Raw genomic sequence first — 17,954 nt, forward strand, 5'->3', positions numbered from 1 at the left:
TCTAAATAACTTTCTAAAACTTTTTGTACCCTAGTATTTATAATATAAAAATCTGATTTGAGTAACCAAAAGACTTACACTTTTTTGTTAGAAATAGAAAATTCTATTAACTTGTGGTAAAGATATTGAAGGCACCCTAACTCCAGTATTTACCCATTGGCCTGTATATCTATGTCTACACTCTAGTACAACATAGTTAGCTAAGGCTCTAAACCTAATTGCACGTATATTATGAAAAAGATGAGACAAATTAAAGGTGTCCACTTCTTTGAGGTTAAAATTATCCACATTCTCCTCCTCATCAATATAACCATCTCCGAACAAGCCTTCTACATCCAAAACACATGTAGCACCCAAATAACTTATTCTATAACTAATACGGCTCATATTCATAAGAGGTATCTCAAAAAATCTATCATTATCATTAATTGGGCCATCTATCCAATCACGACTCTTTTCACAGGAAATTATTACTGGATTAGAAACACTATCATAATTAACATTAAAAATTGTTCGATCATTACTCTCCTCCACCCGATCAAAAATATAACCGATGCCATTATGATAGTATGAAAAAGAGTCCATAATAGCACGTATTGAATTTCTATCTTGACTCAAATTAAATGAACCAATAAAGTATGGTTCTTCAGTTTGGATATCATAGATAATATACTCTCTTTCTACCAGTAAATTTTCTGCGTGTGGACTATTTAAATCAGGTAAGTCAACAAAATGTGTATAAGGCCCTCCTGGTATAAGCCTTAACCTATATGTTTGAAAAGGTACAACTCTAAGAGTTTTTTTCTTAACACGAGAATAAGTGCCTCCTGATTTCTTATCTCCTCCACCAGGAGGTTGATTAGGAGGAAGACCGCCAACTCCACCTCCTAAAACACTTTTATTTGTTCCAGTGAAATTTGAAGGTAAATGTGCTCTAGCCATGCCTAACATAGAAGCTTTCATTGTGCCTTTCGGTCTAGAAGCTAAAAATGGTGAAAGCGAGAAATTACCAAATACTTGGTTAGGTAATTCACCGTTCATTAATTTAAACTCGTTAATACTCGGATTATAGCTATTTCCAAATTTTTTATTTCTTACCGCGCATGAGCTTAAATATAAATTTTCTTGGGTTAATTTTTGTTCAAGTTTAGCAAACCAAGAAAACATATAAGAGCTATGTGAGTTTACAAACACTATGGTATCAAAATTTTCTTTGATAAAAAAGCATCTTATCTTTCTCTCACTAAGCTTTTTTATTATATCTATAATCTGAGAATAAGATTCAGCTAAATTATTTAAGCTCCACATTACTAGAGTGTCACCTCTTTGAAGACGCTTCATAGCTTTATTTAACCCTTCTATTTTAGCTTCATCGCCAAAAACATAATCCTTATATATATCTTTTTTCCCTACTCCATATTCTCTTAAAGCATTAAATTGTAAATGTTTTTGACTATTTGTATTTCCTAATATGAAACGTATGTATCCAATTAGCATCATGACCATTCATTAAGTGTTAATAAATTATTTTAACATATATATTATTTTAAATAAATTTAATTAAAAAATTTAACTAATTAAATTTATATTTTTATCACCCTGCTTTTTCTCATCTAATGACTGGCTTTAGCTTAATTAATTATACTGAGAATAATTAATATAAACTCAAAACTCAAAATAATTCCAAATAGTTTTGAAGGTGAAATAGAGGTTATCTACTACTAAACCCTATCAAAAACTCTCTATACCTTATCAAATTTGCCACATATAAAGTAACACGCCTAATCTATATATTTACCTATGCAAATTATTAATAACAATTTAAAGCAGGAAAAACTTATGAAACTAAAAATGAAACTTATTGCAACTACTATTCTAGCTCTAATAAGTACAGCATCATATACTCAGGCATATGATATAGATGGATTTGATAAAAGTAGAGGTATTGATCTTTCAATATATGAAAATTATGTTGACCAGGATAGCCAAAGTAATTCAATAGCTCCTGTAAATTCAAGTGATAAATACGTTACTACCCAAGAAGAATTAGATGCTAAAGAAGCTGAGTTAACTAATGATCCAAAACTGCTACAAATAAAAAGCTCTATTAAAACTAGAGATAACGAAACTGTTGAGGCCGTCAAAGCTAAAGCTACTAGCAACCCGGAAAATGTAAAGCTAGTTGAAAAGATAATCTCTGAAGCAAATTGGAATTACCTATTCCCTGATAGAGCTCCTGAATACAGCTATGAAAATTTTCTAAAAGCTGTAGCTAAGTTTCCAGCTTTCTGTGGTAGTTATAATGATGGCAGAGATGCTGAGGCAATATGTCGTAAATCACTAGCTACTATGTTTGCTCACTTTACTCAGGAGACTGGCGGCCACGATGCTTCTAAATCTAGCATCACTCCTGAGTGGCGTCAAGGTTTAGTTTTCTTACGTGAATCTGGATTTACTGAAGAATCTAGAGATGGCTATAACCAAGAATGCGATCCAACAACATGGCAAGGTGAAACTTGGCCTTGCGGTAAATTCGAAGATGGTACATTCAAATCGTACTTCGGTAGAGGGGCAAAACAACTAAGTAATAACTATAACTACGGTCCTTTCTCACAAGCAATGTTTGGTGATGTAAGGGTATTATTAGATAATCCAGAACTAGTTGCTGATACTTGGTTAAATTTAGCTTCTGCAGTATTCTTTTTTATTTACCCACAACCACCAAAGCCATCCATGCTGCATGTAATTGATGGAACATGGGAGCCAAATACTGCTGATAAAGCTAATGGTTTACTTCCAGGATTTGGTGTAACAACTCAGATCATCAATGGTGGTGTAGAATGTGGAAAGGGTATAGAGGCTCCCCAATCTAAAAACCGTATCAACTATTATGAAAACTTCGCTAAATACCTTAAAGTAGATATGCCTGCAGATGAGGTTTTTAGTTGTAAAGCTATGAAACCTTTTAATGCTAATGGTGCTGGAGCTATTAACATTTACTGGGAAAAAGACGATAGTTGGGTAGCTGAAAACCCTAAAAATGAATCTTATACATGTAAATTAGTAGGATACCAAACTCCGTTTTCTGCATTTACACCAGGAGATTACACTAAGTGTGTTAAACACTTCTTTCCTGACATAGTTATTAAATAATAAGACTGTACTAAACCTTACTTACTTAAGTTAACGCTTTTTATACTAAAACTTCTGAAAATACTCTTTAAAAAGCTCTTTATATTTAACTAACTCAGCGTATGTAAGTAAAAATACACCATCGCCACCCTCACTAAAACTTAACCAAGTAAATGGGATATCTGGGCACATCTCCATCAAAGCATACTGACTATTTCCAACTTCTACAATTAAAACCCCATTTTCAGTCATATACTGATCAGCCTCTAGAATAATTCTCTTAGCAAGTTCTAAACCATCATCACCAGCCTCTAAAGCAAGCTTTGGCTCATAGTGATACTCTCTTGGCATACTTGCTAGATCATCTCTATCAACATAAGGTGGATTTGAAACTATTACATCAAACTTTTTACCTTCCAAGTTATTAAATAAATCTGATTTTATAGCTTTTACTCTATCATTTAACTTATGCTTTGCAATATTATGTCTAGCTACCTCTAAAGCACCATCAGATATATCCACCAAAGTTATATCTGCCTTTTCAAAAACATCTGAACAAGCAATACCGATACAACCACTACCTGTACATAAATCAAGTACTTCACTAATCTCATCAACGTCATTTATCCACGGAGAAAAATCATTACGAACAAGTTCAGCTATAGGTGAACGAGGGATAATCACTCTTTCATCTATGTCAAACTCCATATCAGCAAACCATGCTTTTTTAAGAATATATGGTAGTGGTTTACGTTTATATGCTCGCTGGTAAACATAATCTACAATTTTGCTTTTTTCTTCGGTAAGCAACTTTGCACTAATCATATTACTATCAATATCATGAGATATATTTATTGCCGAAAGCACCAAATGTACAGCTTCATCCCACACAGACTCTGAACCATGACCGAAATAAGCCTTTTGCAAAGTCATCTCTGAAATTGCCCAACGGATATAGTCTCTAATAGAGTGTAGATTTTCTAAAATATCCTTATGTTTTTCTCTGCTAAACATTAACTATCCTTTTTTCCAAGTTGTGCCTGTGGCTGTATCTTCTAACATAATACCTTGTTGTTGTAGCTGGCTTCTTATTTGATCAGCTGTTGCATAATCTTTATCTTTCTTAGCTTGTATACGCTTAGCTATTAACTCCTCTATTTGCTCGATATTCACATCTTCATCACTAGTATGTTTAAAGTAATCCTCTATATCTGTAAATAAAATCCCCAACACATCGCATAGTTTACGTAACAAATAAGCATAGCCACTAGCTTTATATTTATTTATTGCCTTGAGTGTATTTATCTCTTTAGCTAATGAAAATAAAACCGCCAATGCTTCTGGAGTATTAAAATCATTATCCATTGCCTTTATAAACTTTTGCTCATATTCACAAGCATCATCTGGCAAATTAACCTCTATAGGCTCAATATCTCTAAGAGCATTAAATAATCTCTCAACAGAAGCTTTAGCGTTGTCTAAGTTTTCCTTTGAATAATTAATCTCACTTCTATAATTAGTCGAAGCTAAGAAATATCTAACAACTTCTGGATGATATTCTTGTAAAACATCCACTATGGTAAAAAAATTATTTAACGATTTAGACATTTTTTCAGCATTAACTTTTACCATGCCAGAATGTAACCAGTAGTTAGCAAAAGTACACTCATTACAAGCTTCTGACTGAGCAATTTCATTTTCATGATGAGGAAACCTAAGGTCAGAGCCGCCTGCGTGGATGTCAAAACTCTTACCTAAAAGTTTTTTTGCCATTGCGGAGCATTCTATATGCCAACCAGGGCGACCTTCTCCCCATGGTGAATCCCAAACTGGCTCACCCTCTTTAGCTGCTTTCCAAAGTACAAAATCCATAGGGTTTTCTTTTTCATCAGTAACCTCAACTCTAGCTCCTTGTTGCAAAGATTCTAGATTTTGCTTACTTAACTTACCATAGTCGACAAATTTAGTTACACGATAAAATACATCCTTATTTGCTCCTTGGTAGGCATAACCCTTTTCTATCAAGTCTTCTATCATAGCTATCATTTCAGGGATTGTTTCTGTAGCTCTAGGCTCACTATCAGGGACAAGGATATTAAGTTTATCAAAAACTTCATGCATAGCTTTGATATTTCTATTTACAAGCTCAGTGGTTGATTCATCATTTTGCTTAGCACGAGTAATAATCTTATCATCAATATCTGTGATATTTCTCACTAAAGTTACGTCAAAGCCGCGATATTTAAAATACCTATTTATAACGTCAAACGCAATATAAGTTCTTGCATGACCAATATGGCAGTCATCATATACTGTTACACCACATGTATACATCTTGATTTTATTAGGAGTAATTGGCTTAAACTCCTCTTTTTTACCTGATAGGGAATTATAAAAAATCATAAAATAAAAAAATACTTTTTCTAGACGTTACATTATAAGCTATTAGTATAACTAAATTTGTAGATTTTTTAAAAAAAAATTCTCTGTATATAAATAAAAAATTAGAGACGGTTGTTTTTATAACCATTTCCCATGGACAAAATTTTTTGCAATATGATCATACCCTCCTATTTGGAACACATTAAGTGTTAAGAAGAAGATATTAAATCAACAGTCCTTTTTTAAGAAATCAACAGTCCTTTTTAAGCAAAGCTTTTCTTTTTCTCTGTTCGTATTTCATACACAACTACAAAGCTTTTTTATATTAAATTTTACGTAAAATCTACTTTCCGAGGAAGTCTATTAAAGATAAGCAATATAATTACATTTTTTATCAAAAAACATACACTACTTATCAATTTTTATGTATATAAAATGGTTTCTTTAAGGTGTAATATATCTATATAAGTTGCAAATTGGATAATAAGAAAAAAGAAGCAATTTAGAGTTGTTGTTACCAACAAGAAACCAATAAGGAAAGACAAATATGAGCATTGGATTTGAAGTAGAAGGGCGTGAAATACAACTATTATGTAGAAATCCTCATCAATACTTAGCTAGCGAACACATCAGCAGTGATGAGGATTATGATTATGATTTCCAGCTATTTGAAATCTCTTTATCTCAAGATTTACGTATAGAAGTTGCAATCGATCACTCTGCTCGAGATATTAAAACCATGATTGATCGCTATCCTACGGCCGTGATTAGTAAATTATGGCCAGGCGAATTACACAAAGCTATCATAGAGATAAAATCTACTCCAGATATGAATCGCAAAGATTCTAATTCGATGGTTAATGTATATGAAACAATAGCAGATGTTTTTCAATTCCTAGAAATTAGTTACATCTTAGAATACACTTCCTTTATTAATGATTTTAAACAACAACATTCTAGCAGTAAGACTCTATCTCAGGGTGTTGCTTTAATGCGACCAGTTGATAAGGCAAATGCTTTTATTAAAGATCCGAACCTTAAAACTCACTATTCTAAACGGAGGACAATAAAACAGTGGTATGAATACTTATGTGGGCTATCGGTCAATGATAACCCTTTAGTTCCTCTTTTAAAGGAGAAAGGTCTCAGTACCATATTCCCCGCACTGGAGTCTCATAGCTCTACTTTTCAGGAATTATGCGGCCGGATAAAAAAATGGGAAATTAATAAAGACCCAGACAAAGATATAGCTCCAAAAACAGATTTAACTACATCTTTCACGGAAGCTGAAGAGGTTTTGCAAGACCAATACCATTGGGATAATTATATCTATGATACCATTAACCCATGTACTGTTAAATATGCTGCTGATAAAAACTCATGGGCTAGTAAATATAGTATACAAAGTAATGGGAGTATCCCTATTTCTCACATTTGTAATCCAGCTATTTTTGATGGATTAAAAGGTTTGTTTGGTCGTTCGCCTTTTGCTTATCACTCTTGGTGTGAAATTGCTAAACGCATTAACTCTTTTTTTCTTACTTCTTCATCTATTTTCAAAGCTGGAACGTCGATTAAGCCACGTGAAATGAATCGTGTCAAAGGTTTTCTTTTTATTTTCATTTGGGCGGTATGGTGTCGTAACCACTACCATGACTATTTAGTTAATGTCAGAAAATTCGTTATTGGCGAAGAGAAACAATATCACCCTATGTTATGTAAAACTCATAGCGTTATCGCTTACTACATTTCACTTAATCATAGAGATCAAGATTACATCAAACAAAATGCATCGTCTTTGAAGAGTTTTATTTGTGAAGTGCTCAGTACTCCTGAACGAAAGATCACTCCTGATACAGAACTAGGGTGGAGTTATTTTTCTAAGAATGATGAACAAACTACAAACAATTTAGATAGACAAAAAATTGATAAATCTATAAAGGTTGGTGCTGCCTTTGATGCGATTATATCATCAGACCAGGAGATACAATCACTTGTTACTAAATATAATGATTATGACCTGGAGCTATCAGAAGCTGTAACAATTTTAAATAAATTTAATCAAGGTAAATGGTCTGGGGAATTCCAGGATTCACTTCCTATTGATGACCCTATTAGTCCTATTTCAAAAACATTATCAGCCGTTTTTTACACTACTGATGAAGAAATTATAAAAAAATCTCGTATTAATAATCCAAACCCAATGTATGACAAGAAAGGTGTTATTAATAAAGTTAGTAACAAAATTCTTAACCAGATGGATAATAGAAACCCAGACCGTATTAAAAGTAAAGATATAGTTTTTGAGGCCCGTTCGCACGATTGTCAACCAATCCAAGATTTAGCAGGCCTTAAGGAATATCTAAAATTTCTAACTGACTGTTGGTATAAAGTGCAACCTGACTTCAAACATAGTTTTTACAGCTTTCAATACTCTGCACCTTTTGATGGAAGCTTAGGTCAACGTTGCATATATTATCCTGCCAACCCTAATGATTTTGATCCTACAATAATCAACCAAAAGGTATTAACAGGTGCTACGGCCCTTTCGAGTTATTCTTTAGTAGCTGAAATGGATACCGCTGAAATGAACGCCTTCGGTGACTCACTACCGCTAAGAAATATTAAAACAGGGTTCCCTTGGTTTAAAACTTCAAACAAGGCAGCTCCAAAAGTTTTTCTACAGACATTTCCTCCAAGTAATGTAAACCAGAAGTCTACAGATAGCAAACAGACATTTTCTCAAAATAATAAGAAACCTTTTGTCGTAGATAATAAAATTGGATTACCCCAAACCGGGGCTAAACCTCAAACTAAACCTCAAACTAAACCTCAACGATTTAGGTTCTAAATTCACCAAACTCTTAAGCTATATAAAATTTTATTAAAGATATTAATTAATACCAATAAAAAGGTAAATTTATCTATAGTTAATCCGAAATATTTCCGCTAATATGCTATAATAAATCGAAAAAAGATGCCAGCATTATAGCCAAGATTTTAGAGATATAGTAATCAATAAATATAAAAAGAATTCACATTAAAAGAGCTAAGAGATTTTTTTGCATAGATATACGTACAGTTAGATGTTGGGTTGAAAGTTATAAAACTACAGATAACTATAGCTCTAAGTTAGGATTTAATAATGGAAGACAAGCAAGCTTTACTGATAAACAAGCAATAGAAGAATATTTACAAACTAATCCTGATGCTAATGCTCTGGAAATTAGAGAATATTTAGCTCCAGATCTTCCTAGAAGCACATTCTATGATTGCTTAAATAGATTGGGTTTTAGTTTTAAAAAAGACGCCAAAATATAAACAAAGAAAAGAACAAGATAGACAAGGATATTTAAATATTCTTAAATCTATTGACCCAAAGCTACTTGTTTATCTTGATGAGATGGGTGTTGATAATAAGCTATCAGTATTAAGAGGCTGGTCACTTGTTGGTAAGCCTAGTTATGGAGAAGTTATAGCATATAAGACTCAAAGAAAGAGTATTATTGCTGGATATAACTATTTTGATAAGAATATTATAGCTCCACTGGTATATAGTGGTTATACTGATACTCAAATATTTAATGAATGGTTTGAAAGACATTTATGTCCATCACTAAAACCCAAAACAACTGTAGTAATGGATAATGCCAGCTTTCATAAATCTCCTAAATTAGTGGACATTGCTAAAAAATTTGATGTGCAAATCTTATACCTTCCTGCTTATTCTCCTGACTTAAACCCTATTGAAAAGGTATGGGCTAATTTTAAAAGAATGCTTAGGAAGATTAATAATAATTTTGAAAATTTAGCTGATGCTATTTCTCATGTATTTAACCAAATATTTTCGAATTAGCTATATATGTTATACCAATACCAAGACATTTGTGGTCATATGATATATACTGTATTTATCGATAAGAATAAGCCTTTAACTAAAAGGCAGAAGTTAATGATTATTTGGTGTAAATGTTATGAAATAAGATTTTTTATTAGCACTACACTAGACTTCTATATACCAAACCTAGATTCTGGTAAATACCATTTAAAGCTGTTATTTCGTCACAATAAGTAGAACAACCCGTATCTATATAAACTCTACTATTTGAATCACAACTATTATTGATATTACAAGCCAAACCATCTGGCATAGCATATATCTGGCCATTATCATCTCGGAGTATTTGATATTCTTTTGTACTATCTATAGATAGTATACTTAAAGTATTGGTGCTAAAGTCATTGACTCTCAAGTACTGGTCCGTAAATATAAACAAGGCTTCAAATTTAGCTATTATTTTGTTAATAGTTTCGCCAGAGTAATCAACATGCTGACTACCGTTAAATGCACTGCCTGTATAATTGTATTGGTAATACTGACTACCATTAAAGATTATATAATACAAATCAGTATTATTCTTTCTAAGAATAACTGGTGTACCTGTTGAACTAATAGCAAGCTGTGTAGCACTACTTAAACTATAATTAATAGGGTCATATGTCATAAAATTTCGCCCTTCTTGCACCAAAGGGTTTACAACATCTAAAGTAAACAAATTATCAGGCAAAGCTACTGTCACATTAGAACTAAGTAAATCACTAGTTGATCTAAAGCTAGCTGGTGAAGTAGCTGTGAATACCTTGGAATTTGCATCGTAAGTACTTGAATGTACATCTAAGTCATATACATCTTGACCACCTTCTGACCTAATAACTTTCCTTAGAATTAAAAGTTTAGGAATATCAACACTTGAGTCTTGAAACCATTTAGTAAGTACCGTACTTCCACTAACTATCCCACTACCACTAGGCATCACTGTTTGTTGCCAATTTGCCAAATCAACTTGTGCTTGAGATGCATTATCCACTAAATTGTCTAAAGTTGTAGAAGATGTATAAGTTTTATCACTATCATAAACAGCTAAAAAAATATTCCAGTTGCCACTTTTAAGATCCCATCCCACACTAAACTTATAATCACTTATAGACAAATCAGCTGGTACTGTAACACTAGAATCAGTACCGCTAGCTTTTATATCTAATTTGTTGCTATTTTTTTCAATATAACCTATATAAGCTCTTTTATTACTTACAATTTTACCACCATTATCTAACTTATAATTAATAACTAAAGAGTCTTTTATACTATCAGAGTTAACATAAGGCACATTTAAAGGATAAATATTATCACTATACTGAATCATAATATCACCAATTAAGCTATTAAATATAAGATTTGTAGTGGATTCGACAACGTTGTTATAAAAAAACTGGTAAGTAAGATTACTACTTAGCAAATATGGATCAGCTTGATATAGCTCTGCATTTATGTTTTCAAAAGAAAATCCTGGAATAGTAGAGTTATGAGTTGTCAAAAACCTAAAACTTCCTGCTGATTCATCTATCGATTCATCTAAGGTGTTTGCTACGTCGTGTGTTACAAAAATGTCATCTATATATCCTTCTTCAACATTTATGTTCTCCTCCTTACTCACCAATGTATTTACTGCAAGTGCACTGATCCTAAAGTTATAAGCAAGAGCAGATATTATCACCATCAATACAAAAGCAAATATAAGAGCCGTTAGCAATGATGAACCCTTTAACTTTTTAGACTTTAGCATATAACTCCTACAGGACTACCACCTTACTAAATGCTTCACCATCAATTGTAAATGATATCTTTAATGCTGGGTAATCTGCTCTTTTAATATCCATATCGGTAGATACTGAATTCCAAGTAATATTACCATTACTTATAGTAGCATACTCTACTTGCAAATCTTTAACTCCTCGTACTAGCTCATATGTATTACCACTAGAATTATTAGTCTTTATGTACACATATAGGGAATAAATATCATTACCGTTTGTATCTTGGTCTCCTGTAGCCTTAATATAAAGGATTTCTAAACGGTATATTCCAGCATAATCACCAGCGTAATATATACTATTAGGTGCAGAAGCTAATTCGACCGTATTGGTATTACTATCTATACTTGATACTTTAGTTAAGTTAATATCGCTTTTATTACATAAAGCCATGTACACACCTACGGATAGATTGTCCAAAGAGTCAAGCTTTAATATTGTTGACAAAATGTTAGTATCTTTAAGTTTAGTATGACTATCTTCTTTTTTGACCATTATATAGTTAGTTCCTGATTGATAACAGTTACTGGTACAGCTACTTCCTAAAGAAGATTTAATATTATTACTATCTAATGGTAAAGGGCCTACACGCAATCCCGAATTTCCTAAAAAAAAACTATCTAAAGAGTCCCCAGTTTTATCATAATAAGTTTGACTACTATAACCAAACTTACATGCAAACCCAGTATTTTTGATAAAATCGTACAAAGTCTTTTTAATAGTTAACTCTTTGACTTCAATAGATAGTTTATCTTTGAAAGAGTTATATTTAGTCTTTGCTGTGTAATAAATAGTTATAACCATAGAAAAAACTATCATAGCAATTACTGTAGAGACTAATAATTCTACTAACGTCAAGCCCTTTCTTAACCTTGCTAAGTTTTTCCTAGCATACATTTAATAGATCCTTTTTTTCTTCACTCTACTTTAATCTTATTTTGCCTAACTACTTAAGCAAGCTCCTATATAATCACCATGACCAAGATGTGCATTTAAAGCAGGAGTTGGTATTGTTAAAGTTTTTTGAGCTCCAGTGCCAGGTTTATGACATATAACTACCTTTGAGCTACCACTTGAATTAATACTATTTTCAGCTTCATCTAATTTGAACAATCTTTTAGTTACACTAATATTATAACTAGAATTGGTTCCTGTAAAAGTTAGAATACTATCACTTTCTCCACTGTTAGCAAAATCCATCTCTCCAGAGGTACTATCATCAAATGTTCCAGTGATAAAAAAATGGTTAATCCTATCATCTAGCTCACTATTTAGCTTAACTTTTTTCTCAGCCAAAATAGACCCTGATAAAAGATTACCAATAGCGTAGAATACTGCAAATAACAAAAATATAACTAATGCTGATGCTATTAACACTTCCAATAATGAAAAACCTTTTTTCCTAATCATATTTTTCACCTTTCAAGAACCTTTCTCTTAACACTTAACTTACTACCATTAATTAGTAGTAATGAGTTCATATAGGTCATCAACCATAAAATAGTAACTTAATATATGTAATTAGAATTTTAATTATACATTACCACATTTGAAAATAAATATAAATATAAATAAATATTATGATATTATGCACTTTAAGTGTGAAAAAGTTAGCCAATAATTATTAATGATAAGTAGTACAATATACTCTCATCAAGAGTAAAAACAATATTTTTCATATTAATAATTAAGCAAAATGCTGCTACATTTTACTTAAAAGAGTTAATAGCCTCAATAAATAAATCTATAAAGCCAGCTTATACTTTTCATATTCAGCTGTAATTGAGCTTTCTGGTTTTGAAGTTGCTAAACTAAAGATAACTATACAAACACAACTAAGCGCAAACGCAGGAACCATCTCATAAATCTCAAACCATCCCCCAAAACTTTTAAACAGTGGCCATATCAAAACCATAAACGCCCCTGAAATAATTCCAGCTATAGCACCATACTTATTCATTCTTGACCAAAATAATGAAAATATTACTACAGCACCAAAAGAACTACCTAAGCCAGCCCAAGCGTAGCTAACTAGATTTAATATACTACTCTCTGGATTATAAGAGATAATAATCGCCAATATAGTTACTGCTAAAACAGTCAATCTACTTACATTCAGCTGCTCGGTATGCGAGGCTTTTTTCCTAAAAAATTTAGCATATACATCAACAGAAAAAGCACTAGATAAAGACAATAATTGAGCTGACGATGTACTCATAACAGCTGAAAGTACTGCTGCGAGTAAAACCCCTTCTATCCAAGGATTAAAAAACACCGCTGATAATCTAAGAAAAACTGATTCTGGATTTATTTTTTCTGCTTGGTAGTAAGCAGCTCCTAATATACCAATACAAGCAGCGCCTACGAGTGCAGCTATCATCCATGACATACATATCCACATTGCTTTAGAAGTTTTATTTGGGTCTTTTATAGCCATAAATCTAACAATAATATGTGGTTGACCAAAATACCCTAAACCCCAAGCTAATAGAGATATTATTGTAATAATAGGAACACCAGCCGTAATATCATAAAATCCAGATATATTTATATTTGAAAGAGCACTCATAATATCTGCTTCACCAAAATTACTAAATACAACAATTGGTACCACTAAAAGAGCAAATAGCATTAAAGTTCCTTGAAAAAAATCTATCCAAGATATAGCCAAAAAACCGCCCACACATGTATAAACAAACATTATTGAAGCAGTAAGAAGCAAAGCCTGATGGTATGAAATACCAAACATAGAGCCAAACAATACTCCTCCGGATACAAAACCTGCTCCAACGTAAATCGTGAAAAACATTACTATAACTATAGCTGTAACAAAACGAAGTATTCCTTTATCATCATGAAACCTATTTTCGAAATAAGCAGGTATTGTAATCGAATCTTTTACTATTTCAGTGTATATCCTTAATCTTTTAGCTATAACACCCCAATTTATAAAAGCTCCTATAGTTAACCCTAAAGGTAACCATATTTGGTTAAAACCATATATCATAAAAGCACCAGGTAAAGCTAATAATAGCCAAGAGCCCATATCAGAAGCACCAGCCCCCAATGCCGCTATCGGAGCACTTAAAGATCTACCTCCAAGCATATAATCAGAAACTTTTTTTGTTTGAAAATACGAATAAATACCTATAGTAAATATAATAACTATGTAAACAATAAAAGTTATCCAAAGTATTTGTATATTATTCATCAAGAGCCTCTAATTAATTATCACACTTGATTAAAAATTAACATTTTAGCAGGCTTTTTAAAACCCCAATCTAGTAAAATTTATGTCATATAATACTCAAAATATTTTTACTAAAAATAAAAATAAAAAAAATCAAAAAAAATTTAAGCCATAAACTTCTCAACACCGTCTTTAAAGTCAAAACTGTGTTCAGCTGTTATATGACGCACTGTTCTTGTTGTTGAGCGCATAACTATGCTATGAGTTACAGCAAATGAGCCTCTGCGAGAACTGTTTATTCTCTTAACGCCTTTTAGCATATTACCATCAGTAACTCCTGTTGCAGCAAATATAATGTTTCCTGATGCTAAGTCATCTATATCATATTTCTTATTAAGGTCTGTTATACCCCATTTATAAGCTCTTTTAATTTCTTCATCATTATTAAATACGAGCCTTGCTTGCATCTGCCCACCTAGGCATTTCAAGGCTGCAGCTGCTAAAACGCCTTCTGGAGCTCCACCTGTACCTATATATACGTCTATTCCAGATCCTTCAGTAGCCGTTGAAATAACTGCTGAAACATCACCATCATCTATCAATATAACCCTAGCACCACACGCTCTTGCTTCTTTAATAATATCAGCATGCCTCGGCCTATCCATAGTACACACAACCAACGCTGATAAATGCACGCCTTTATATTCTGCTATCCGTTTAAGATTTTCTGTAACAGAATCATCTAAATCTACTATCCCTTTAGGAGCTGTTATACCTCCGACTGCTATTTTTTGCATGTATACATCAGGAGCGTTCAAAAAGCCTCCTTCATCAGCCATAGCTAAAACTGTAAGAGCATTTGGCCCACCTTTTGACGTGATAGTGGTCCCTTCTAGAGGGTCTAGAGCTATATCTACCTTTGGTCCACCTCTGCCTACCTTTTCACCTATGTATAGCATAGGCGCCTCATCCAGCTCTCCTTCACCGATAACAACCGTACCATCAACATCTACTTCATTAAGGGCATTTCTCATAGCATCAACAGCAGCTTGATCTGCTGCTATTTTATCTCCTCTACCCATTTGACTCCATGATGCTAAAGCTGCCAACTCCGTTACTCTAACCGCCTCAAGAGCTACTTTTCTATTCATTTACAGATCCTTTTTTAATTGTTTTACAGTTATAAATCGCTCAAAATAGGAGATATAAAATTTTCTATTTTTTTCTTCAAATCAGTTAATTTACCATGAAAAAAATGTCCAACTTGATTCATTTTGAGCATTACTAGATCGGCCTCTACCTTATTAATAGCAAAATCAAAAACGGATTTTGGATTAACAATGTCATCGTCTACTCCTTGAACTAAAAACCAAGGTAAATTTGGTTCTGGATATTTTGACAAATTAAATCTATCTACAGCTGGAGCTATCGTAATTAAAGATACTACATTATCTAGTTTACTTACGCCCTTGTATGCTATAGCTCCACCAAAAGAAAAACCACATAAGATTATTTTTTTAACACTTGTATTTTGCTCTATCCACTTGCAAACCACAAGCAAATCTTCAAGCTCGCCTAAACCCTCACCATATTCACCCTGGCTATCCCCTACACCTCTGTAGTTAAACCTATATGATTCTATCTTAAAAGTTTTCATGGCTCTAGAGATGGTAGTAACTACTTTGTTATGCATACTACCTTGGTATAAGGGATGAGGATGACATATAACCGCTACAATACCCTCTCTAGCCTCTTTGATTTTATCATGAGCTACTTCTATACGGCCTTGTTTACCCTCGATAAAAAATGTATTCATAAGTCTCTCTATAATTGAGATGTCAGATCACAATCCTCTAATTTTATCAGTTTTGTCTTTTTAATAAACTTATACGCCAAATATAATACTACAAATGCTATAAATCCAATGTAGGTCGAAAAAAACTCTATACTAACTCCAAGCCAGCTCTTACTAGGGTTTGTAAAGATATTTATACCTTGCCCGAGAATAATTATACTTACAAGAGCTAAGGCAATCAAAGGTGCCCACGGGAAAAACTTCGCCACAAAAGGCAAATCCTTTAAGCTTTTACCTTGTTTTATATATGCTCTTCTAAACCTATAATGACTAATTGCTATACTAAACCATGCCAAAAAACCAGCAAGACTAGAAACGTTTACTAACCAATTAAATATACCCTTACTTCCCACAAAATACACTAAAAAAAATGAACTACCTATCAAAGATGTAGCAAGTAACGCCATCATTGGCGTGCCTTTAGAATTAGTAATTGCAAAGGTTCTAGGAGCATGGTTAATCTTACCCAAATGCCATAAAACTCTAGTAGCACTATACATACTAGAGTTACAAGCAGATAATATCGCCGTTAAAATCACAACATTCATTATAGTAGCTGCTGATGATAACCCAACAGCTTTAAAAACTATAGTAAATGGACTCATAGAAATATCGCTATGAGACTCATTAGCTACACTTACTAGATTAGGATCATTATACGGGATCAAGAAACTAATAATTATCACTGCAAAAATATAAAAGATAACCAAACGCCAGAATGTTTGTTTTATTGCCTTAGGCACAGAAGTTTTAGGGTCTTTTGCTTCTCCTGCTGTTACACCGACAAGCTCACTACCCTGAAAAGAAAAACCTGCTATCATAAACACAGCCATAAATCCAAAAAAGCCATTATGAAAAGGAGCGTCTCCTATATGCCAATTATTAAAACCAACATTTGTATGATTTCCAACTAAACCAAATATTGATAATCCTCCAACAATGATAAATATAATAACAGTAGACACCTTTATAAAAGAAAACCAATATTCAAATTCACCATACACTCTCACTGAAAACAAATTTAAGCAAAAGATAATTAAGAGAAAAAAGGAACTCCATAACAATATAGAAGTATCAGGAAACCAATATTGAATAATTATCGCTGCAGCAATAACCTCTGTAGCAACAGTAATTGCCCAATTAAACCAATAGCTCCAACCTGTACTAAACCCAAGTGCAGGATCCACGTATTTTGTAGTATACTCACAAAAAGTACCTGCAACTGGATTATAAGCTGCCATCTCGCCTAAACTTGCCATTAAAAAATATACCATAATAGCTATTATGGTATATGCTAAAACAGTTCCACCAGGTCCGGCATCAGCTATAGCTCCACCTAAAGCTAAAAATAATCCCGTACCAAGGCAGCCACCTAAGGCTATCATTGACATATGACGACTTTGTAAATTACGACTAAGACTTTCTGACATTTATATTTTTCTCCTTAAACTACATATATAGCTTTTAAGCTTTATTACAAAAATAAAACTATAAAATTTACTTGCCATATTTAGGCATCAGTTTGTAAGGGAATTATTAGGTAAAAATAACATGAGAAAAGAAAGCAAGGTTGAAAGTTTTACCTTCTTTCTAAATATTCCAAACCTCTGCCATAAAAATAAAACCTAAATCCATCTTACATACTCATTTTTTATTTACTAATTTACTAACTTCATTATGTCTATTAATACTCAATAAATCAATTATATTTTTTGTTTAAAGGTTAATTTAGAGCCATGAAGA

General features: G+C 32.7%; 12 protein-coding genes and 1 pseudogene. 3 read left to right on the plus strand and 10 right to left on the minus strand.

Features of this window, described 5'->3' with window-relative positions; genetic code table 11:
• Positions 1-87: 87 nt before the first annotated feature.
• Complete coding sequence (locus FRA_RS06825) at positions 88-1,500, minus strand: recombinase family protein (RefSeq protein WP_035720202.1); 1,413 nt, start codon at positions 1,498-1,500, stop codon at positions 88-90.
• A gap of 339 nt (positions 1,501-1,839) precedes the next feature.
• On the opposite strand from FRA_RS06825, the gene FRA_RS06830 reads away from it, so the two are divergent.
• Positions 1,840-3,153, plus strand: coding sequence for a chitinase (locus FRA_RS06830; protein WP_321174117.1), 1,314 nt, complete (start codon positions 1,840-1,842; stop codon positions 3,151-3,153).
• 45 nt (positions 3,154-3,198) lie between these two features.
• On the opposite strand, the gene prmB is transcribed toward FRA_RS06830, so the two are convergent.
• Together prmB and cysS are read right to left on the minus strand one after the other, a co-directional pair.
• Positions 3,199-4,146 carry a 50S ribosomal protein L3 N(5)-glutamine methyltransferase gene (gene prmB / locus FRA_RS06835; protein WP_035720203.1) on the minus strand — a complete coding sequence of 316 codons (948 nt, stop codon included), beginning with the start codon at positions 4,144-4,146 and terminating at the stop codon, positions 3,199-3,201.
• Between the two features lie 3 nt (positions 4,147-4,149).
• Positions 4,150-5,535, minus strand: a complete 1,386-nt coding sequence (gene cysS / locus FRA_RS06840) for a cysteine--tRNA ligase (protein ID WP_035720204.1) — start codon at positions 5,533-5,535, stop codon at positions 4,150-4,152.
• A 526-nt stretch (positions 5,536-6,061) separates the two neighbouring features.
• Here cysS and FRA_RS06845 point away from each other — a divergent pair.
• The gene (locus FRA_RS06845) at positions 6,062-8,365 is read left to right on the plus strand and encodes a hypothetical protein (protein ID WP_035720206.1); all 2,304 of its coding nucleotides are present in this window, start codon (positions 6,062-6,064) and stop codon (positions 8,363-8,365) included.
• A gap of 115 nt (positions 8,366-8,480) precedes the next feature.
• Positions 8,481-9,370, plus strand: a pseudogene (locus tag FRA_RS06850) (IS630 family transposase).
• 142 nt (positions 9,371-9,512) lie between these two features.
• Here the strand turns inward: FRA_RS06850 and FRA_RS06855 are convergent.
• The 7 genes from FRA_RS06855 to FRA_RS06885 form a co-directional block, all read right to left on the minus strand.
• A complete protein-coding gene (locus FRA_RS06855; protein ID WP_035720208.1) occupies positions 9,513-11,138 on the minus strand; it encodes a hypothetical protein in 1,626 nt (541 codons plus the stop codon).
• Positions 11,139-11,145: 7 nt separating this feature from the next.
• The gene (locus FRA_RS06860) at positions 11,146-12,063 is read right to left on the minus strand and encodes a prepilin-type N-terminal cleavage/methylation domain-containing protein (protein ID WP_035720209.1); all 918 of its coding nucleotides are present in this window, start codon (positions 12,061-12,063) and stop codon (positions 11,146-11,148) included.
• A 45-nt stretch (positions 12,064-12,108) separates the two neighbouring features.
• Positions 12,109-12,576 (minus strand): PulJ/GspJ family protein, encoded by a 468-nt coding sequence (locus tag FRA_RS06865; RefSeq protein ID WP_051686774.1) that lies wholly within the window; start codon positions 12,574-12,576, stop codon positions 12,109-12,111.
• A 334-nt stretch (positions 12,577-12,910) separates the two neighbouring features.
• A complete protein-coding gene (gene putP, locus FRA_RS06870) occupies positions 12,911-14,377 on the minus strand; it encodes a sodium/proline symporter PutP (RefSeq protein ID WP_035720211.1) in 1,467 nt (488 codons plus the stop codon).
• 143 nt (positions 14,378-14,520) lie between these two features.
• Positions 14,521-15,507: a class II fructose-bisphosphatase gene (glpX, locus tag FRA_RS06875; RefSeq protein ID WP_035720213.1), complete on the minus strand. Its 987-nt coding sequence runs from the start codon at positions 15,505-15,507 to the stop codon at positions 14,521-14,523.
• 29 nt (positions 15,508-15,536) lie between these two features.
• A complete protein-coding gene (locus FRA_RS06880; protein WP_035720215.1) occupies positions 15,537-16,172 on the minus strand; it encodes an alpha/beta hydrolase in 636 nt (211 codons plus the stop codon).
• An 8-nt stretch (positions 16,173-16,180) separates the two neighbouring features.
• Positions 16,181-17,641: an amino acid permease gene (locus FRA_RS06885; protein ID WP_035720216.1), complete on the minus strand. Its 1,461-nt coding sequence runs from the start codon at positions 17,639-17,641 to the stop codon at positions 16,181-16,183.
• Positions 17,642-17,954 lie beyond the last annotated feature (313 nt).

It is taken from the genome of Allofrancisella heilbronnii (assembly GCF_000710735.2).
Lineage (GTDB): Bacteria > Pseudomonadota > Gammaproteobacteria > Francisellales > Francisellaceae > Francisella > Francisella frigidaquae.